This window comes from Fodinicola acaciae, from assembly GCF_010993745.1.
In the GTDB taxonomy this organism is placed as follows: Bacteria; Actinomycetota; Actinomycetes; order Mycobacteriales; family HKI-0501; genus Fodinicola; species Fodinicola acaciae.
In genome coordinates, this window is the sequence record NZ_WOTN01000003.1 from 101,895 (window position 1) to 119,741 (window position 17,847).

General features: G+C 69.5%; 20 protein-coding genes. 2 read left to right on the forward strand and 18 right to left on the reverse strand.

Translation table 11 applies throughout. The annotated features are described in order from the left end of the window. Nucleotides 1-483 carry a hypothetical protein gene (locus tag GNX95_RS26820; protein ID WP_163510319.1) on the reverse strand — a complete coding sequence of 161 codons (483 nt, stop codon included), beginning with the start codon at nucleotides 481-483 and terminating at the stop codon, nucleotides 1-3. An 84-nt stretch (nucleotides 484-567) separates the two neighbouring features. On the opposite strand from GNX95_RS26820, the gene GNX95_RS26825 reads away from it, so the two are divergent. Continuing rightward, nucleotides 568-1,557, forward strand: a complete 990-nt coding sequence (locus tag GNX95_RS26825) for a helix-turn-helix transcriptional regulator (protein WP_163510320.1) — start codon at nucleotides 568-570, stop codon at nucleotides 1,555-1,557. Here the strand turns inward: GNX95_RS26825 and GNX95_RS26830 are convergent. The 17 genes from GNX95_RS26830 to trmD all read right to left on the reverse strand — a co-directional run bounded on the left by GNX95_RS26830 (nucleotide 1,521) and on the right by trmD (nucleotide 17,111). After that, nucleotides 1,521-2,831 (reverse strand): MATE family efflux transporter, encoded by a 1,311-nt coding sequence (locus GNX95_RS26830; protein WP_163510321.1) that lies wholly within the window; start codon nucleotides 2,829-2,831, stop codon nucleotides 1,521-1,523. The two genes, GNX95_RS26825 and GNX95_RS26830, sit on opposite strands and share 37 nt — an antisense overlap. A 263-nt stretch (nucleotides 2,832-3,094) precedes the next feature. Continuing rightward, nucleotides 3,095-4,006 carry a tyrosine recombinase XerC gene (locus GNX95_RS26835; RefSeq protein WP_163511949.1) on the reverse strand — a complete coding sequence of 304 codons (912 nt, stop codon included), beginning with the start codon at nucleotides 4,004-4,006 and terminating at the stop codon, nucleotides 3,095-3,097. Between the two features lie 22 nt (nucleotides 4,007-4,028). Then, nucleotides 4,029-5,252, reverse strand: coding sequence for a winged helix DNA-binding domain-containing protein (locus GNX95_RS26840; RefSeq protein ID WP_163510322.1), 1,224 nt, complete (start codon nucleotides 5,250-5,252; stop codon nucleotides 4,029-4,031). Nucleotides 5,253-5,302: 50 nt separating this feature from the next. Continuing rightward, nucleotides 5,303-6,898 carry an alpha/beta hydrolase gene (locus GNX95_RS26845; protein ID WP_163510323.1) on the reverse strand — a complete coding sequence of 532 codons (1,596 nt, stop codon included), beginning with the start codon at nucleotides 6,896-6,898 and terminating at the stop codon, nucleotides 5,303-5,305. Nucleotides 6,899-7,002: 104 nt separating this feature from the next. Further along, nucleotides 7,003-8,196, reverse strand: a complete 1,194-nt coding sequence (dprA, locus tag GNX95_RS26850; RefSeq protein ID WP_163510324.1) for a DNA-processing protein DprA — start codon at nucleotides 8,194-8,196, stop codon at nucleotides 7,003-7,005. Further along, a complete protein-coding gene (locus tag GNX95_RS26855; protein WP_163510325.1) occupies nucleotides 8,196-9,719 on the reverse strand; it encodes a YifB family Mg chelatase-like AAA ATPase in 1,524 nt (507 codons plus the stop codon). Before GNX95_RS26855 ends, dprA begins: the two co-directional genes overlap by 1 nt. After that, on the reverse strand, nucleotides 9,716-10,072 hold the full coding sequence (locus GNX95_RS26860) for a YraN family protein (RefSeq protein ID WP_163510326.1): 357 nt from the start codon (nucleotides 10,070-10,072) through the stop codon (nucleotides 9,716-9,718). Before GNX95_RS26860 ends, GNX95_RS26855 begins: the two co-directional genes overlap by 4 nt. 474 nt (nucleotides 10,073-10,546) lie before the next feature. Next, the gene (locus GNX95_RS26865; RefSeq protein WP_163510327.1) at nucleotides 10,547-11,809 is read right to left on the reverse strand and encodes a DUF1266 domain-containing protein; all 1,263 of its coding nucleotides are present in this window, start codon (nucleotides 11,807-11,809) and stop codon (nucleotides 10,547-10,549) included. Nucleotides 11,810-11,844: 35 nt separating this feature from the next. Beyond that, nucleotides 11,845-12,171, reverse strand: coding sequence for a hypothetical protein (locus GNX95_RS26870; RefSeq protein WP_163510328.1), 327 nt, complete (start codon nucleotides 12,169-12,171; stop codon nucleotides 11,845-11,847). A 29-nt stretch (nucleotides 12,172-12,200) separates the two neighbouring features. Further along, nucleotides 12,201-12,530, reverse strand: a complete 330-nt coding sequence (locus GNX95_RS26875; protein ID WP_163510329.1) for a DUF2469 domain-containing protein — start codon at nucleotides 12,528-12,530, stop codon at nucleotides 12,201-12,203. Then, nucleotides 12,527-13,237 (reverse strand): ribonuclease HII, encoded by a 711-nt coding sequence (locus GNX95_RS26880; RefSeq protein WP_163510330.1) that lies wholly within the window; start codon nucleotides 13,235-13,237, stop codon nucleotides 12,527-12,529. The genes GNX95_RS26875 and GNX95_RS26880 overlap by 4 nt, the downstream gene beginning before the upstream one ends. Next, nucleotides 13,237-13,692 (reverse strand): NUDIX hydrolase, encoded by a 456-nt coding sequence (locus tag GNX95_RS26885; RefSeq protein ID WP_163510331.1) that lies wholly within the window; start codon nucleotides 13,690-13,692, stop codon nucleotides 13,237-13,239. Before GNX95_RS26885 ends, GNX95_RS26880 begins: the two co-directional genes overlap by 1 nt. Nucleotides 13,693-13,725: 33 nt before the next feature. Then, nucleotides 13,726-14,340 (reverse strand): signal peptidase I, encoded by a 615-nt coding sequence (gene lepB, locus GNX95_RS26890; RefSeq protein WP_163510332.1) that lies wholly within the window; start codon nucleotides 14,338-14,340, stop codon nucleotides 13,726-13,728. Between the two features lie 10 nt (nucleotides 14,341-14,350). After that, nucleotides 14,351-14,965, reverse strand: coding sequence for a signal peptidase I (gene lepB / locus GNX95_RS26895; RefSeq protein WP_163510333.1), 615 nt, complete (start codon nucleotides 14,963-14,965; stop codon nucleotides 14,351-14,353). Between the two features lie 161 nt (nucleotides 14,966-15,126). After that, nucleotides 15,127-15,882: a signal peptidase I gene (gene lepB / locus GNX95_RS26900; protein ID WP_163510336.1), complete on the reverse strand. Its 756-nt coding sequence runs from the start codon at nucleotides 15,880-15,882 to the stop codon at nucleotides 15,127-15,129. A 25-nt stretch (nucleotides 15,883-15,907) separates the two neighbouring features. Then, nucleotides 15,908-16,264: a 50S ribosomal protein L19 gene (gene rplS / locus GNX95_RS26905; RefSeq protein ID WP_163510339.1), complete on the reverse strand. Its 357-nt coding sequence runs from the start codon at nucleotides 16,262-16,264 to the stop codon at nucleotides 15,908-15,910. Nucleotides 16,265-16,331: 67 nt separating this feature from the next. Beyond that, the gene (trmD, locus tag GNX95_RS26910) at nucleotides 16,332-17,111 is read right to left on the reverse strand and encodes a tRNA (guanosine(37)-N1)-methyltransferase TrmD (RefSeq protein ID WP_163510342.1); all 780 of its coding nucleotides are present in this window, start codon (nucleotides 17,109-17,111) and stop codon (nucleotides 16,332-16,334) included. Between trmD and GNX95_RS26915 the strand changes: the two genes are divergently transcribed. Further along, nucleotides 17,104-17,820, forward strand: coding sequence for an MgtC/SapB family protein (locus GNX95_RS26915; RefSeq protein WP_222853977.1), 717 nt, complete (start codon nucleotides 17,104-17,106; stop codon nucleotides 17,818-17,820). The two genes, trmD and GNX95_RS26915, sit on opposite strands and share 8 nt — an antisense overlap. Nucleotides 17,821-17,847: the final 27 nt, after the last annotated feature.

A 17,847-nucleotide genomic window follows, 5' to 3' on the forward strand; every position in this document is an offset into this window, starting at 1 on the left:
TTAGGCGCGGGACAACTCCATGATCCAGTTCGTTTCCCAGTCCTGGCCGCCGTCCGCCGAGAACGCCTGCTGCCAGCGCGCGCTCCTGTCGGTGATGTCCGACCAGGTGTAGCGAACCAGGATCGGCCTGCCGTCGTAGGTGTCCTCGCCGTAGAAGAGCCCCACTCCGTCCTGGAACCCGCCGCGTACCGGACTCGGCTCGAAGCGACCGAACCGGCTGTTGGCCCAGTCGATCGTCCACTGGCGCTTCTCGGGGTCGAACAACCGCACGGACATGCCGGAAAAGCCGCGGTCAGGCGCCTGGAACTCGTCGATGCTGACCGCACTGCCGGTGCCTTCGAACAGTTTCCAGGCCCTGGCTCGGCTGGGGAACTCGTCCCATTCGTTCCCACCGGACAGGATCGCCGTCAGCTTGCGGTTGTGCACTGTCCAGGTGCCTGGCAGGAAGTCGAAGTCGGCCGGCGAGCCCTTGATCTCGAACATGTGAGCCTTTCGTGTCGTTGGTGGACGTCAGCCTGGCCGCCATCACTGCCATCTACTGTCAGTGGTCCGCGGTATTTTGCCGAAGTGCGTGCGAGCCGACTGGTGTCACTGCTTCTGCTGCTGCAAAACCGTGGACAGCTGACCGCGCAGCAGCTGGCAGACGAGCTTGAGGTGTCGATCCGGACGATTTATCGGGACATCGAGGCGTTGTCGGCCTCCGGCGTGCCGGTCTACGGCGAGGGTGGGCCGAGCGGCGGCTATCGGCTGGTGGCCGGTTATCGGACCCGGCTGACCGGGTTGACCGGCGCGGAGGCCGAGTCGCTGTTCCTGTCCGGTGTGCCGGTGGCCGCCGCCGAGCTGGGGCTTGGCTCGATGCTGGCGGCCGCCGAGCTCAAGCTGCTGGCCGCGTTGCCCGCGGAGTTGCGGGATCGCGCCGGTCAGATCCGGCAGCGGTTTCACCTGGACGTGCCGGGATGGTTTCGGGAGGCCGAGCCGACGCCGTTCCTGGCGGCCGTCGCCGACGCGGTGTGGAAGCAGCAGCGCGTACGCGTGGACTACGAGCGGTGGTCGGGCCGGGTCGTGCGTACGCTCGAACCGCTTGGCGTCGTGCTGAAAGCCGGACTTTGGTATGTGGTGGCGGCTTGTCGTGGCGAGGTGCGGACGTATCGGGTGGCCAGCATCCTCGGCCTGGAGACGCTCGACGAGGTTTTCCAGCGGCCTGAGGGTTTCGACCTGCCGGCGTACTGGTCGGCGTGGGCTCGGCGTTACGAGGCCAGCGTGCACGAAGGCGAGGCGGTCGTCCGGCTGTCGATCGAGGCCGTCGCCAAGGTGCCGATGGTGCTTGGCCGAGCGGTCGCCGATGCCGTGGAGCTGACCGGTGTGGCGGACGGCGACGGCTTCGTACGCGCGAGGATTCCGGTCGAGAAACCGGCGGTCGCACACGATTTCCTGCTGAAGCTCGGCGCCGGCGTCGAGGTGCTGGAGCCGGCGGAGCTGCGCGGACTCATGGCCGCCACCGCGCGAAAACTCGCCGAGGCCTATCGGGTGGCGCCGACGACGGCCCAGTTGCCGTAACGCTGGCGAGCCAGCAGCGCGACCAGCCGCACCAGCATCATCAGCGACAGGCCGGACCAGATGCCGACCAGGCCCCAGCCGAAGAACAGCGACAACAAAATCAGGGGCAGATAACCCAAAAACGCCGCCGCGACCGTCGTCGTACGCAGATAGGCGGCGTCGCCGGCGCCGAGGAACACGCCGTCGAGCGCGAAGACGACGCCGGCGATCGGCTGCAGCACAACGAAAAACCACCAGGCCAGCGGAATCTGCTCAAGCACGCCGGTGTCGGAGGTGAACGCCTGCGGCAGAATGCCGGCCAGAGCCGCGAAAACGACGCCGACGGCGGTGCCGAGCAGCAGGCCGTAGGCGGTGATCCGCCGGGCCGCCTGTTTGGCCAGCGGCGCGTCGCCAGAGCCGAGCGCCGCGCCGACCAGCGACTGCGCGGCGATGGCGAGCGAGTCCAGGACCATCGCGAGAAATCCGTACAGCTGCAACACCACCTGGTGCGCGGCCGCCGCCTCGGCGGACGTACGCGCCGCGACCGAGGTGGCCGCGACGCCGGTGACCTGGAAGGCCAGCGAGCGGATCACCAGGTCACGACCGACCTTCAGCTGCGCGACCATCGTTTTCGCGTGTGGTCGCAACGAAACGTGCTCGGTGGTGAGCGCGCGGAGGAACAGCGCGGCGCCGACCAACTGGCAGACGACGTTGGCGACCGCGGAGCCTTCCAGGCCCCAGCCGACCGGATAGACCAGGATCGGACACAGGATCGCCGACGCGACGTTCGCGGCGAGCACGTAGCGGAGCGGCTTGACGGTGTCCTGGACGCCGCGCATCCAGCCGTTGCCGGCCATCGTGACCAACACGAGCGGAGCACCAAGCAACGCGATCCGCAGCCAGCCGGTCGCCGCCGCCGCGACCGGTCCGTCACCGGCCAGCGCGCGGGTCACCGGACCGGCCAGCAGCTCACCGATGACCAGCAGGATCACGCCGATCGCGAGCGCCAGCCAGGTCGCCTGTACGCCTTCGGCCACCGCCTCCGACCGCCGGCCGGCACCGTGCAGGCGCGCGGTGCGCGCGGTGGTGCCGTAGGAGAGGAAGGTCAGCTGGCTGGACACCAGCGTGAACAGGACACCGCCGAGCGACAGGCCGGCCAGCGGCACGGCACCGAGGTGGCCGACCACCGCCGTGTCGACCAGCACGTACAACGGCTCGGCGGCGAGCACCCCGAGCGCCGGGACCGCCAGCGCGAGCACACGACGCGGCCCTGCGTCCACCTGGGTGGCGGTCATCGACTCCTCTAACCGTAAGGGGCAGATGTGCTTTCTACCCCTGACACGCTAACACGCCGTCCACCACCTGCCGCCTCCCCATGTGGCCACCGCGACACGGCCGGAAAATGGACCCCCGAAACCAGTCTTCGCCGCGCGTACGACATTTCCTGCCCGCTCCGCATCTGCGGCCCGCTCCGCGGGGTCGCCGAAACTGTCCGCCGGTGGAGGCAACGTGGAACCCATCGGGGGGACCAAAAGTGACTACGCGTGTGAGCAGATGGTCAGGCGCGGGGGTGGGCCTGGCGGTAGGCGGCGCGGAGGCGGTCGGCGGTGACGTGCGTGTAGATCTGCGTCGTGGCCAGCGACGCGTGGCCGAGCAGCTCCTGCACCGTACGCAGGTCGGCGCCGCCTTCCAGCAGGTGCGTGGCGGCGGAATGGCGCAGGCCGTGCGGGCCGATGTCCGGTGAGCCGTCGACGGACCGCGCCGCCGCGTGTACGACGCGGCGCACGGTGCCGGCGCTGATGCGGCGGCCGCGAGCGCCGAGGAACAGCGCCGCGCCGCTCTCCGGGATGCGCAGCTCGGGACGCGACCTTTCCAGATATGCCTGCAAAGCACGCTCGGCCGGCACGCCGTACGGGACGGTACGCTCTTTGCCGCCTTTGCCGAACACGCGGACCAACCGGCGGCCGGCGTCCACCGACGGCAGGTCGAGGCCGCACAGCTCGCCGACGCGGATGCCGGTCGCATAGAGCAGCTCCAGGATCGCGCGGTCGCGGATCGCCACCGGCACATCCGGCTCGACGGTCTGGACGACCTCGGCGGCCTGGTCGCGACGCAACACCGCGGGCAGGTCACGGCGGGCGCGCGGGCTGCCGAGCAGAGCGCCGGCATCGGACGGCATGACACCGGTGCGGTGAGCCCATGCCGTGAACACGCGCGCCGCGGCGGCACGGCGGCCGATCGAGGTCTGCGCCGCTCCCCCGCTGCGCAGGCGCGCCAGCCAGCTGCGCAGATGCTGGAGCTCCAGGCCATCCGGCGAGGTGATGCCGAGCCGGTTGGCGTGGTCGAGCATCGACACGATGTCGGTGACATAGGCGCGTACGGTGTGCTCGGACCGCGCACGCTCGGCGGCGAGATAGCGCTCGAACCGGTCCACCGCCGCGCGATGGCCGGCCGGCAGTTCCTGCCGCATCACCTTCGTGCTGGTCGCCACCTCACGACGTTAACCCGCGCGCCGGGTCGGTTTTCCCCGTCGACACGCCGGAAAGCTCGCGTTCCAGTGGCGTGCGGAAGGCCGGCGTGATCCGCCGGTCGCCGATTGCGGTGGCCAGCTTCGCCACCTCCGCCTCGATCGTCTTCACCGCGTCGGAGCCGACGTCCTCCAGCAGCTCGTACGCGATCTCGCCGGTGTCGCGCTGAGCCCAGCCGCCGACGATCCGGCCGTCCCACCAGACCGTCGGACCGATGTTGCCGTTGTTGTCGAACAGCCGCGGACCGTGGTCGCCGAGAAACCAGCCACGCTCCTGCCAACCCATCGGCGTCGGATCGAGGCCCGGCAGCAGCGCGGCCCATGGGCGTACGCGCGGCGCCGGCTCCAGGTCGTCGGCGAGCGCGACTCCAGGCTGGCCGTCCAGGTCGACCTCCACCACGTCGAGGCTGGCCAACACCTTCCGCGTCTGTGTCAGCGGCCAGCCGGTCCACCACTTGAGGTCACCGACCGGCGCCGGACCAAAGGTCCTCAGCCAGCGCCTCGCCAGCTCACGGTTTGCCTCGTCGGCGTCGATCGGTGGCGGCGGCGCGCCGAGCCAGTCGCGCATGGTGGACCACGTGTAGAGCCGCGACGACCACGAGCTGCCGCCGGTCGGTCCGCGTACGATCCGGCCGTCGGCGGCGAGCAGGATCAGCACGCGGCCGGTGATGTTGACCTTCGCCTCGTACGGCTTGCCTTCGGACATCACGATCGGGGTCCGCAGCCGTGGCACGGCCGCCGACAACTGCGCCGCGGTCGCCTGGCCGCGCTCGTGCAGCGCCTCGTAGGTGGCCTCCTCGACCTCGTTCAACCAGGTCGCCTTGTCGCCGTCGATGTCGACCTGATCGAGCAGCTTGACGAGCAGTTTTCGTTGCTGTTCACCGACTTTTCGGGCAGCGGCTTCGTGGATCACCGGCACCGTCGCGACCGGCACGACGAACAGCGTGCGGCGCATGCCGAGGATCCGCAGCACGGACCGGTCGTCGTACATGGCGCGGTCGACCTCGTCAGGGTCTGGTTTGCGGATCCGGGACAGCACCGACAGATAGACCGTCGCCGGATCGCTGGCGTGCAACGCGACCATGGCCTCGGCGATCTCCGCCGTGCCGGCGACGCGCGCGGCCGGCGCCAGGCAGTGCCTGGTCGCGAGCCGCGCCCGTCGTTGCTCGACGCCAATCCGTACGCTCATCGGCCTGAGCCTACGGTGAGGCTCCGACATTTCCGGGCCAGACGCGGGTGTCAGGTCGCTGCGGGGAACGGCACGGTGTCCTGACCACAGCGGGAGCCAGGATCGGGCAGCTGTTGAGTCAGCAGGTATTTCGCACGAGCGTTGGCCGAGCAGACGCTTGCCTGCGAACAGTGGCCGAACCCGTCGATGGTCAACAGCTGCGCGTTGCCGAGCTCGAAGGCCAGATGAGTGGCCATCGTGTAAGGCGTGGCGGGGTCGAACGTCTGGCCGATCACCAGCACCGGCGCCGAGGTCTTGCGGTCCCACGGCCCGGCATAGCGCTCCTTCGTGACGACCGGCCAGGTCGCGCAGGCCACCTCGCCGTAGAGCTCGGAGCGGCCAAACGTGCGGTGCGCGGTCTCGAAAGCCGCCGCCAGCGGCGGATATTTCCGCTGGTCCCGCGGCATCGGCGCGTCGACACAGTTCACCGCGTAGTTGGCGTCGACGCTGTTGTACGAGTACGCGTCACCGGTCGCGGCGAGCGGACCCGGCTGCTGGTCGAAGCTCGGACCGACCCGCCGCTGGGTCAGCATCGACAGCGGCGCCGCCTGCGCCGAGCGCTTGGACGCCGCCGACCCGAACGCGAGGTCGTACACCCGGTTGAGCTCGGTGGCCAACGGCTTGAGCCGGTCGAGCCGGTAGAGCGCCGAGCCGACCGCGTCGGTGAAGCTGGAGATCGTCACCACGCCGGTGCCACCGGCCGGCAGTGGACCGGTGCGCAGCCTTTCCCGCAGCTTGTCGAACTTCTGCCGCGGAGTCAGCGATCCGCCGTACAGCGGACAGGCGGTGGCCGACGACTGGCAGTTGGCCAGAAAAGCGGCGAGCGCGGTCTCGAAACCGCCGGCGCGGTCGAGCTTGTTGGGGATCCGGTCGTTGGTCCGGCGATCGGCGTCCACCGGCCCGTCGAGCACCAGAGCGCGGACCTTGTTGGGAAAGACGTTGGCGTACGTCGCGCCGATCAGCGTGCCGTAGGAGAAGCCGACGAAGTTGAGCTTGGCGTCGCCGACCGCCTGACGCATGACGTCGAGGTCCTTGACCACGTTGAGCGTGCTCATGTGCCGGAGGAGCGGGCCGGCGTTCCTGCCGCAGGCCTGCGTGTATTTCCGGTTGGCGGCAAGCGTGTCGGCGATCTCGCCGCTGCTCAGCGGCACGCTCGGCACCGCGCCGAGCACCGCCTCGAACTCCGCGTCGGTGGCGAAACACCGCAGGCCGGAGCTCAGCGAGATGCCGCGCGGGTCGAACCCGATCACGTCGAACCTCGCCACCACGTCCTTGCCGAACACCCGCTCGGCGTTGCGGCCGTAGGCGCGGCCGGAGCCACCGGGACCGCCGGGGTTGACGAACAGGCTGCCGATCTTGTGCGCCTGGTCGTCGGCCTTGCGCCGCTCCAACGCGAGCTTGATCGTGCTGCCGTTCGGACGCTGGTAATCCAGCGGCACGGTCAGCGTGCCGCAGTCGACCTGCGGAGCGTCCGCACACGCCGTCCAACTGATCGTCGGCGCCGCTGGCGCGGCTCCGGCCGCATGCGGCACGGCCGCGCCGGCGATGACCAAACTTCCGGCGACCGCCATCGCTGCGGCCGCACACCTCCGCGTCCACCGCTCCACGCCAGCTCCTGTCTGCCGAACGCCAAAGGAAAAGAATGGTAAAGCTCGGGCTGACATTAGACCAGGACGACCTCTCTTATGGCCGCAAAGGAAACTTTTCCGCTTCATCTGACCACCGGTTTCACGACCCGCGGCTGGCTGTCGGCACGGCCGGCGGCGGCGAACCGTACGCGCGTGCCGTCGCGCTCCAGACGGCCGGCGACGGCGAGGCCGGCGACGATCTCCTCGATGCGAGCGGCGGCGACTGGGACGGCGGCCCGCAGATCGTCGAGCGGCATCCAGTCGACGGCCGGCATCGCTTCCACGACCGCTGACGACATCGCGTCGAGCGTGTCGCGCCAGTCCTTCGGCGCGCGCAGCGGTGCGGTCAGGTCGGCGCCGATCCGGCCGACCTCCTCCAGCACCTCCTCGGCCCTGGTCACCAGGCGAGCCGCCAACGGGCCGCGTACCAGCTCGTGGCAGCCGACCGAGCCGGCCACCGTCACCGGGCCAGGCACCGCCATGAGTGCGCGACCCAGCTCGTACGCCCGCCTGGCGGTCTGCTTGGCGCCGCTGCGTACGCCGGCCTCCACGACGACCGTGCCGGCGGTCAGCGCGGCGATGACCCGGTTGCGGACCAGGAACCTCGGGCGCTGCGGAGTGGTGCCCGGCGGCCACTCCGACAACAGAAGGCCGTCGACCGCGATCTTTTCGAAGAGGCTCGCGTGTCCTGGCGGATAGGGCACGTCGGCACCGCTGGCCAGCACCGCCACCGTCGGGCCGTCGGCGGCCATCGCACCTTTGTGCGCGGCGCCGTCGATGCCGTACGCGCCACCGGACACCACCGTCCAACCGCGGTCGGCGAGGCCGTAGGCCAACTCGCCGGCGACATGAGTGCCATAGCCGCTGGCCGCGCGCGACCCGACGATGGCCACCGACTTGGCGACGGTCTCGGCCAGCCGCGGCTGACCACGCAGCCAGAGCGCGACCGGCGGAGCGACCGTGCGGTCGATGGTCGGCAGCGACTCTCCGCCAGCCACCTTCCGCTGCTGGCGGTTGGCCAACGTCAGCAGCGCGTCCAAGCCGTGCGGCCACTCTCGGTCACCCGGCAGGACGAGCCGTACGCCCGCCTTGCCCGCTCGCTCGAGCAGCCGGTCGGCCAGGTCGAACGGCTCGAGGTGACGGTCGGAGTTGGCGGCGATCCGCCGTACCAGCTCCGCCGCGCCGACCCGCTCCACCGCGTCCCAGACCTTCAGGTCGCCGGGCTCCACCAACGCCGTCAACGCGGCCCTGGCCCGCCGCTCCTCGCCGTCGGTCATCACGCCGCCTTGCCGACGCGCAGCTCGACGGCCCGGTCCACGTCTTCGGCCGCCGGGATGGTGCGGCCGGCCAGGTCGCAGATCGTCCAGGAGACCCGCAGCACCCGGTCGTAGCCACGCGCGGACAGGTTGCCGCAGTCGAAGGCCACGTCCAAGCCGCGACGGATCTCGTGCGGCAGCTTGAACCTGCGGCGCAGCGCCGGACCCGGCACGTCGGCGTTGGTGGCCCAGCCGTACGGAGCCCACCGCTCGGCGGCGGCGTCCCTGGCCTGCCGGACCCGCTTGCGTACCACGGCCGAGGACTCCAGCTCCTCGGTCTGGCCGAGCAGGGCCGCCGGCCGGACCGGAAACAGGTTGATCCGCAGGTCGACCCGGTCGAGCAGCGGACCGGACAGGCGGCTGACGTACGCGCGGCGAGCCCGCGGCGTGCACTCACAGGCCGCGTCGCCTTTCGGCGAGGCGCACGGACAGGGGTTGGCCGCCAGCACCAGCTGGACCTTGCACGGATAGCTCATCGAACCGCCGGCTCGGGACAGCCGCACCTGGCCGCGCTCCAGCGGCTGGCGCAGCGCGTTGAGCACCGGCGACTTGAACTCGGTCGCCTCGTCCAGGAACAACACGCCGTGATGCGCCAGCGACAACAGGCCAGGACGCGGCATGCCGGACCCGCCGCCGACCAGCGCCGGCTCGGTCGCCGAGTGATGCGGCGCCTGGAACGGCGGCCGGCGGATCAGGCCGGTGCCGGGCGGCAGCACACCGGCGATCGAATGCACAGCGGTCACCTCCAGCGACTCCGTCTCGCTCAGCGCGGGCAGCAGGCCAGGCATCCGCTCGGCGAGCATGGTCTTTCCGGACCCCGGCGGCCCGATCATGGCCAGGTGATGTCCGCCGGCCGCAGCGATCTCGACCGCCGTACGGCCCTCCGGCTGACCCACCACGTCGGCCAGATCCGGGCCGTCGTCCAACTGCTCTCCGGTGACCGGCGCGGGTTCGTCGTCGAGGTCGAGCGTGCCGCGGGCCAAGCCGATCAGCTCGGCCAGGCTGTCGATGCCGGTCACCCTGATCGCCGAGCTCGCCAGCCTGGCCTCGGCGGCGTTGCCAGCCGGCACGATGGCCCACTTGACCCCGGCCTGGCTGGCCGCCACCACGGCCGGCAGCACACCGGGGACCGTACGCACCCGGCCGTCCAGCGCCAGCTCGCCGATCAGCACCGCGCCGGCCAGCGCGTCCGGCGGCAACGCCTCGGCGGCGAGCAGGATCGCCGCGGCCATCGCCAGGTCGAACCCGCTGCCGTGCTTGGGCACCGCCGCCGGCGACAGGTTGACCGTGATGCGGCCCGGCGGCCACTCCTCGGCCGAGTTGACCACCGCCGACCGGAGCCGGTCGCGCGCCTGGCCGAGCGCGGTGTCGGGCAGGCCGGTGATCACCAACCGCGGCAGGCCCTGGCTCAGGTCAGCCTCGATCTCCACCAGATGTCCCTCGATCCCGACCAGGCCCACGGAGGCGATCCTGGCGACGTTCACAGCACACCTCGCAAGTGCTGCACCTGCGTGCCGCGGTTGCTGGACAGCCGCACCTCGACGACGTCGAACCGCAGCTCATGCGCGTGGTTGCCGGAGTCGGCGAGCCACTGCAGCGCGAGGTTGCGCAGCCGCTGCGCCTTGTCGGCGCTCACGGCCTCGGCCGGTGTGCCGCAGACAGCGCCGCGGCGGGTCTTCACCTCGCAGAACACCAGCGAGTTGCCGTCTCTGGCGACGACGTCGATCTCGCCCATCCGGCAGCGCCAGTTGCGGTCGAGGACGGCCATTCCGGCGCCGCGCAGATGCTGCACGGCGACCTCCTCGCCGAACCTGCCGACCGCATTTCGGATCCTCATCGCTTCCGTCCCCCAGCCACGTCGCCGCCGGCAGGTGGTGCCGGCACCGGAAATCCTGCCTGGCGTGACCGGGACGTGGCGGGGGCCGGCGGAAATCTGTGGACAACAATTCGACCTGTGGAAAACGGCGCCACGGCACGAAAATCTGGTATTTAAGGCGTCCGTTTCGCTTGGCGCAGCTCGCGGCGGGGCCGTCGCGAACTCGACGTTTTCGTCGGTCTACAACGATATAGAGCACCAAAACGTCGAGTTCGCGAGCTTGCCGGCTCTGAACCTTCTTGTACGACACGAAACTGTCGTACATACGAGCAAGAATGGCCCCCACCCAGTCCGGGGCGGGGGGTGGGTGTGAGGCTCCGCCACCTTGAATTTTTTCTTCAGGTGGCAGAGCCGCGAGCCACCCCCGCCCCGAACTGGGTGGGGGAAGAATGGCAGGTGCGTACGACAATTTCGCGCCGTAGCGGGTAAAGCTGCTTACGCGGATTCGCCGGCGGCTCGGCGGGCGAAGAAGCCTTCGGCGTTTTCGTCGGTGAGTACGACCCGTCCGGCTGGCTGTGCGACCGGGCGTGCGGTGCCGGCGTCGGAGTGGCTCTGCCATTTGGTCGTACGCCACGGACTGTCCGGCTCGGTGGCCAGGATCTCGTGCACGTTGAGCATGTCGCGGTAACACGAGCCGAAGTCGCCTTCGTCGAAGCGCAGGACGCGGCCGAGGGCGTAGCCGGCGGAGAAGTCCGGCCACGAGGCGTACGCGGCCTGGCTCAGCTCACCGGCCTGCCTGATCAGGTTTTCGGCGGCGTCACGCGTGCAGTAGCGCGCCGCGAGTCCCCAGCGCGTCAGGTTCACCGCGCGGCCGTAGTCGTAGCCGGCAACGGTCGCCACGACCTGGTTGGCGTCCAGCATCCGCGCGTCACGGAAGGCGGCCTCGTAGTCGATGATCATGCAGAGCAGATCCAGCGTTTCCTCCAGCACTTCCTCGGGGATCTGCCGATCACGGGCCCACGCGATGAACTCGTTGCGCCACCGCTTGACCGACAGCGAGGCGGCCGCCGCACCGCCGAGCCGCTGGCGCATCCGCAGCAGCGCGTCGATCGCCGGGTCGCTGTTCTCCGCGTTGAGCAGGTAGGTGAGCTGTTTGGCCCAGTCCTCCGGGCCGTTGATCGACCAGTCGCCGCGAAGGCGCTCCATGTCGGAGCTGTAGTCGCCGCTGTAGGTGTTGATCGTGGTGTTCCAGATGGCACCGTTGCCGATCGCCAGATGCGCTCCGCAGGCCAGGCCGTGCGCCAACGGACCACGCGTCGGGCCACGGCGGGTCGTGATCAGCTTGTCGTGCGTGAACCGCCCAGGCGGTCGGCCGGGCAGCCGCAACCACTGCTGGATCATCTCGTAGCTGAACGCCGCCTCGATCGGCGTGCCGCGGTTGACGACGAACCAGCGATAGTCGTACGCGTCCTGCTCGGCCAGGTTTTCCCAGCGCGCGCAGTACGTCACCCAGTCGTCGTCCAGCTCGTTCAGCTCACCGACCGTGCAGACGTCCATGAACTGCCGGCCGAGCTCGGTGCGCAGCGGCAGCGGATAGCCCTTGGCCTCGCCATTGACCAACGCGTCGCCGTCAGCCTTCGGCACCCGCATGTAGACCTCGCCGCGGCCAAGGATGCGCTGGTACGCGGCGAGGTCGCCGCGGCGCTTCGCGACCTCGAGTTCCTTCTCCAGATATGTCGGCGGTTGCCAGGACGACACCGGCGGGCCCCTCTCCCATCGGGAACCCACCAAGACTATTCGGCGTCGTCACTCACTTTCTCCACGACCTCGCGGCCGGGCGACGACGTCCGGTAACGACCCGGCGCGGCCGTACGGGACGTGTCGACGTCGTCACCGCCCGGCCCCACGTCCGGCGTGAAAACACCTTCGGCCGGCGGAAAACTCTCCGAGGTGTAGTCGGCGGTGACGCCACCGGGATCGACGCCGTCCGGCGCGCCACCGTCCCGCGGCTGACCGGCGTGCAGGTCCGGATAGGCCTCCTGCGGCGTCAGCCGGTCACGGTCGGCCGGCACCTGCGCACCGTTCTGCTGCGCGGCACTGTCGTACAACGGCTCACTCATGCGGGCCGGTTACCCGTACGATGTGACCGCTATTCGCCGAACGGTGCCGAGCCGTCCGACGGCAGCGAGATGTCCGGCTTGTCGAGCTCCTCGACGTTCACGTCCTTGAACGTGACGACCCGTACGTTCTTCACGAAGCGGGCCGGCCGATACATGTCCCAGACCCAGGCGTCGGACATCTCCAGCTCGAAGTACACCTCGCCGTCGGCGTTGCGCACCTGCAGGTCCACCGCGTTGGCCAGGTAGAACCGCCGCTCGGTCTCCACCACGTAGGAGAACTGCCGGACGATGTCCCGGTATTCGCGATAGAGCTGGAGCTCCATCTCGGTCTCGTACTTCTCCAAGTCCTCTGCGCTCACTCGGCTAACACCCCCTCCAACTGCATATCATCGCTTACCGCGATCGACACGTGACGCTGCGACCCCAGCAACGTCGACACGTTGACGAACGACGAGCGATGGATCTCGCACGGTCCGTGTTCGGCCAGCGCGGCCGTGTGTTCGGCGGTGATGTAGCCCTTGTGCCGAGCGAAATCGTACTGCGGCCACGACTCGTGCAGCTGCATCATCAGCCGGTCTCGGGTCACCTTCGCCAGCACGGAGGCCGCCGCGATGCACGCGACGACCCGGTCGCCCTTCGGCACGGCCAGCGCGGGCGCGCACAGACCGTCGACCCGGAAGCCGTCGGTCAGCACGTACTGCGGCTCCGGATCGAGCATGCCGACCGACCTCCGCATGCCGTCGAGGTTGGCCGCGTGTACGCCGCGGTGGTCGACGTCCGGCGTGTCGATGACGACGATCGCGTACGCCTGAGCGCGCTTGACGACCTCGGCGTAGACCTCCTCGCGGCTGGCCGGGGTGAGCAGCTTGGAGTCGGCCAAGCCCGGCACCTCGCCGCGGCGCCCCGGCGGCAGCATGCAGGCGGCGACCACCAGCGGCCCCGCGCAGGCGCCACGGCCGGCCTCGTCGGCACCGGCGATGCGGTCGAAGCCGCGGCGGCGCAGCGCCTGCTCGATCGCGTACATGCCGGCCTCACGGCGGACGACCGTGCGGGGAGGTGCCAGCATCAGGCCACGCTCCGGATCAACTCGGCGAGGTTCGGTGGATAGATGGTCTCGCTGGTGGCCGACAGTTCCTCGGCCGACCACCATTCGTACCCGTGACAGGACGCCCGCTCCACCTCGTCCCAGCCACTCGTGTCGACCTCGATGTGGTCACACCGTACGACGTAGAAGACGTTGGCCTGCCGATAGGTCCTGCCGTTGAACGGGAAGTCCACCACCTCGCGAAAGACGGGCCCACGCAGGTCGTCGACCGTCACCCGCAGGCCGGTCTCCTCCGCCAGCTCGCGTACGGCGGCCTCGGAGGGGTCCTCGCCGTCCTCGATGCCGCCGCCGACGGTGATCCAGTACGCCGGCGTGTCCAGGTCAGCCGGATCGAAGGCGTTCATGAGCAACACCCGGTCGTCCGGGTCGATGAGCAGCACCCGGGCCCCGGCCCGGTCGATCACCCTGTCAGTCATCGCATCCCAGCGTAGATCCCTAGTGTCCCGACACTAGCGACTCGGTGGTGGTATGTGTTCGAAGGTCTCCGGCACCGGCAGGCCCGACCAGTGGTTCACCGGCCAGTAGATGGCGAAGGCCGGCCCCACCACGCTGCCTTCCGGGATCGTGCCTGAGTTCTCGTCGAGATGGATCCGCGAGTCGCCGGACAGGCTGCGGTGGTCTCCCATCACGAACAGCCGGCCAGCCGGTACGCGTACGTCGAAACGCCGGTCGGAGGGGTGGTTACCGGGATAGAGGTACGGCTCGGTGAGCGCATACCCGTTGATCGTCACCTGGCCGGTGGCGTTGCAGCACACCACGTGGTCGCCGGGCAGCCCGATGAGCCGCTTGACGAAGTCCTTGTCGGCCAGGCTCTCCCTCCAGGACGCCGGCGGCTCGAAGACGATCACCTCGCCGCGGTGCGGCGGACGCAGGTGATAGATGATCTTGTTGACCAGGATCTGGTCGTTGACCCGCAGCGTGTTCTCCATCGACGGAGACGGGATGTAGAACGTCTGCACGGCGAACTGGCGTACGACCAGGGCCACCACCAGCGCGATCACGACCAGGATCGGCAACTCGATCCAGAACGGCAGCCGTCGCCTGGACCGCTCCCCCGAGGCCATCGCCGCCGACTCAGCCGCCGGCCGGCTTCGGCACGCTGCCGAATATGTCTGGTACGCCGAGCGCCGTCCACCGGTTGACCGGCCAGTAGATCGCGAACGCCTCGCCCTCGACGCTGCTGATCGGGATCGTGCCCGAACTGTCCCGCAGGTGATAGCGCGAGTCGCCGGAGATCTCCCGGTGGTCACCGAGGACGAACAACCGGCCGGCCGGCACGGTCACGTCGAACCGGATGGTCGACGGCGCGTTGCCGGGATAGAGGTAGGTCTCCTTGAGCGGATAGCCGTTGACGGTGACCGCACCGGCGGCGTCACAGCAGACCACCCGGTCGCCGGGAGTGCCGATCACCCGCTTGATGAACTCCTTCTCGTTGGCCGGCGCGTTCCAGCTGGCCGGTGGCTGGAACACGATGATCTCACCGCGGTCCGGCGACCTGAAGTCGTAGATCAGCTTGTTGACCAGCAGTTTGTCGTTGAGCTCCAGGGTGTTTTCCATGGAGCCGGACGGGATGTAGAACGTCTGCACGACCCACGTGCGAACGACGAGCGCCACCACCAGGGCGATGACGATGAGGATCGGCAACTCGATCCAGAACGGGAGGCGCTTACGTTTCGGCTCAGCTCGCACCGAAACAGCCTACGATGCCGCCGCCGGCCGCCGCCGCCAGGTCCACGTCCTGTTCCAGTCGTGTTACCGCGCGCCATGATCGCTTTACTCCGCCTGTACGCGGCCAATGCACGCATGGCCACCATGCGTGCGTCCAGCGCAAGCATGGTGGCCATGCGAACTTAGGAGCGGCGACGGCGGCGGTACGGCAACATCAGCAGCAACGAGGAGTTGAGGCCGCCGAAGGTGTCCGGCACCTCCAGCGAGCCCGCGTGCGGGATCGGCCAGACGATCAGGAAAGCCCGGCCGATCACGTCGCTGACACTGATCGTGCCGTGCCACTTGTCGGCGATGTGATAGCGCGAGTCGGCCGACACGCCGCGGTGGTCACCGAGCACGAACAGCCGGCCGTCCGGCACCTTCACCGGACCGAAGGCGCGCTGCTCGACCGGCGTGTTGTCATGGACGTACGGCTCGTTGAGCCCCAGGCCGTTGACCGTGACCCGGCCTTGCCGGTCACAGCACCTGACCGTGTCGCCGGCCACCCCGACGACCCGCTTCACCAGGTCTTTCTCGCCTGGTGGCGTAGCACCGAAGAGGCTGCCGACGTACGCGCCGACGGTCGGGAAGAAGCCGGACGGCGGCGGCTCGGCGCCTTCCTCGTTCCAGTCGTCAGCGCCTTTGAACACCACGATCTCGCCGCGATGCGGCTCGCGTACGGTGTAGATGATCTTGTTGACCAGGATCCGGTCGCCGATCCGGAGGGTCTCCTCCATGGAGCCGGACGGCACCGTGAACGCCTGGACGAGAAACGCGCGCACCAGGATGGCGACCGCCAGCGCGACGCAGGTCAGCAGGATCGTTTCCTGAAACAGCGACAGCGGACGGCGCTCCCGGATCGCCCGATGCCGACCGCCACGGTGGCCGTGGCTGGGCACCGGGCTCTACGCCAGACGACCGCGCTCAGCGCGCGGTGGTCTCGCGCTTCTCCTTGATCTTGGCGGCCTTGCCCCGCAGGTCGCGGAGGTAGTAGAGCTTGGCACGGCGTACGTCACCGCGGGTGACGACCTCGATCTTGTCGATCACCGGCGTGTGCACCGGGAAGGTGCGCTCGACGCCGACGCCGAAGCTCATCTTGCGGACCGTGAAGGTCTCCCGGACACCGGCGCCCTGCCGGCGGATGACCACACCCTGGAAGATCTGGATCCGCGAGCGGTTGCCCTCGACGACCCGCACGTGCACCTTCAGGGTGTCGCCGGGACGGAATTCCGGGATGTCGGACCGCTTCTGGGCGGCGTCGAGCGCATCCAGGGTGTTCATCTCAGATCGCTTCCTTGTCTTTCACCGGGTCAAACGCGTCAATGCTGGCCCAGCGGCTAACGCGGGCTCATGCTGGCCCGGGAGCGGGCGGCAACCTGTCCATGGTGCCACAGGCCCGCGTGGCCGGTAAAACCGCCCGGTCCGCTTCGCTCAGCGCCTCCGGCGGCAGCGCCGCGAGCAGGTCGGGACGCCGCGCCGCCGTCCGGGTCAGGGCCTGTTCACGACGCCAGCGCGCGATCCGTCCGTGGTCGCCGGAGAGCAGGATCGGTGGTACGTCCCGGCCGCGCCAACTGGACGGTTTGGTGTAAACCGGATATTCCAGCAGGCCGTCCGCGTACGACTCCTCCTCCAGCGACGCCGGGTTGCCGAGCACGCCCGGCAGCAGCCGCGCCACCGCCTCGATGATCACCAGCGCCGCGACCTCGCCGCCGTTGAGCACGTAGTCGCCGAGTGAGATCTCGGTCACGCGCATCCGCGTCGCGGCCTCCTCGGCTACTCGCGCGTCGATGCCTTCGTACCTGCCGCACGCGAAGACCAGCCGCTCCTCCTCCGCCAGCTCGTGCGCGAGCCGCTGGCTGAAGACGGTGCCGGTCGGCGTCGGGACGAGAAGGCGGGCGTCGTCAGGCGCGAGCTCGTCGAGCGCCTCACCCCACGGCTCCGGACGCATGACCATGCCGGCGCCGCCGCCGTACGGTGTGTCGTCGACCGTACGGTGCCGGTCGTGCGTCCAATCGCGCAGGTCGTGGACCTGGATGTCGAGCAGGCCGCGGTCGCGCGCGCGACCGAGCAACGACTCGCGCAGTGGCGCGAGGTAGCCGGGGAAGATCGTGATCACATCGATGCGCATGGCGGCATCGACGCTACCGTTTGGCGATATGCGCAACGAATGGAGCCTGCTGGCGCCGTTGGGTCTCGCGCTGCTGCTCAGCTCGGCCATCGGACTGGAGCGCGAGATCCGCTCGAAGAGCGCCGGACTGCGGACGCACAGCCTGGTCGGCCTCGCCTCGGCGCTGATCGTGTTGCTGTCCGCGTACGGCTTCAGCTCGGTCCTCAGCCCCGGCCACGTCGTGCTCGATCCGTCCCGGGTGGCGGCGCAGGTGGTCTCCGGCATCGGCTTCATCGGCGGCGGCCTGATCTTCATCCGGCGTGACCTGGTGCGCGGTCTGACGACGGCAGCGACGATCTGGGTGGCGGCCGCGGTCGGGATGGCGTGCGGCGCGGGGTTGCCGTTGCTCGCGACCGCCACGACGGTCGGCCATTTCGTGGTCGTACTCGGCTATCCGCCGGTGGTGCGGTGGCTGCTCGGCCGCGGTCACGAGCCGCGGATCCTGCGTGTCACGTACGAAGACGGTCGCGGTGTGCTGCGGCGGCTGCTGTCGGTGTGTACGGACACCGGCTGGCTGGTGCGGCGGGTCGCCGTCGACAGCGAGGAAGGCGTGACCGCGGTGGTGGTGCTCACGCTGTCCGGACGCGGCTCGATGAACGACCTGATGGCGAAGCTGGGCGCGATGGACGGGGTCGTACACGTGGCGGCCGGCGACGACGAGGCCGCCTGATCCCACACTCCGCGGTGCGCCGGCCCG

What these genes read in the sequence shown, in the direction of transcription:
- GNX95_RS26880 (WP_163510330.1), bottom strand. Translation starts at nt 13,237, where the DNA reads ATGCTGGCACCTCCCCGCACGGTCGTCCGCCGTGAGGCCGGCATGTAC.
- rplS (WP_163510339.1), bottom strand. Translation starts at nt 16,264, where the DNA reads ATGAACACCCTGGATGCGCTCGACGCCGCCCAGAAGCGGTCCGACATC.
- GNX95_RS26820 (WP_163510319.1), bottom strand. Translation starts at nt 483, where the DNA reads ATGTTCGAGATCAAGGGCTCGCCGGCCGACTTCGACTTCCTGCCAGGC.
- GNX95_RS26835 (WP_163511949.1), bottom strand. Translation starts at nt 4,006, where the DNA reads ATGCGGCAGGAACTGCCGGCCGGCCATCGCGCGGCGGTGGACCGGTTC.
- dprA (WP_163510324.1), bottom strand. Translation starts at nt 8,196, where the DNA reads ATGACCGACGGCGAGGAGCGGCGGGCCAGGGCCGCGTTGACGGCGTTG.
- GNX95_RS26915 (WP_222853977.1), top strand. Translation starts at nt 17,104, where the DNA reads ATGCGCATGGCGGCATCGACGCTACCGTTTGGCGATATGCGCAACGAA.
- GNX95_RS26860 (WP_163510326.1), bottom strand. Translation starts at nt 10,072, where the DNA reads ATGAGGATCCGAAATGCGGTCGGCAGGTTCGGCGAGGAGGTCGCCGTG.
- GNX95_RS26830 (WP_163510321.1), bottom strand. Translation starts at nt 2,831, where the DNA reads ATGACCGCCACCCAGGTGGACGCAGGGCCGCGTCGTGTGCTCGCGCTG.
- trmD (WP_163510342.1), bottom strand. Translation starts at nt 17,111, where the DNA reads ATGCGCATCGATGTGATCACGATCTTCCCCGGCTACCTCGCGCCACTG.
- GNX95_RS26840 (WP_163510322.1), bottom strand. Translation starts at nt 5,252, where the DNA reads ATGAGCGTACGGATTGGCGTCGAGCAACGACGGGCGCGGCTCGCGACC.
- lepB (WP_163510332.1), bottom strand. Translation starts at nt 14,340, where the DNA reads ATGGCCTCGGGGGAGCGGTCCAGGCGACGGCTGCCGTTCTGGATCGAG.
- GNX95_RS26885 (WP_163510331.1), bottom strand. Translation starts at nt 13,692, where the DNA reads ATGACTGACAGGGTGATCGACCGGGCCGGGGCCCGGGTGCTGCTCATC.
- GNX95_RS26870 (WP_163510328.1), bottom strand. Translation starts at nt 12,171, where the DNA reads ATGAGTGAGCCGTTGTACGACAGTGCCGCGCAGCAGAACGGTGCGCAG.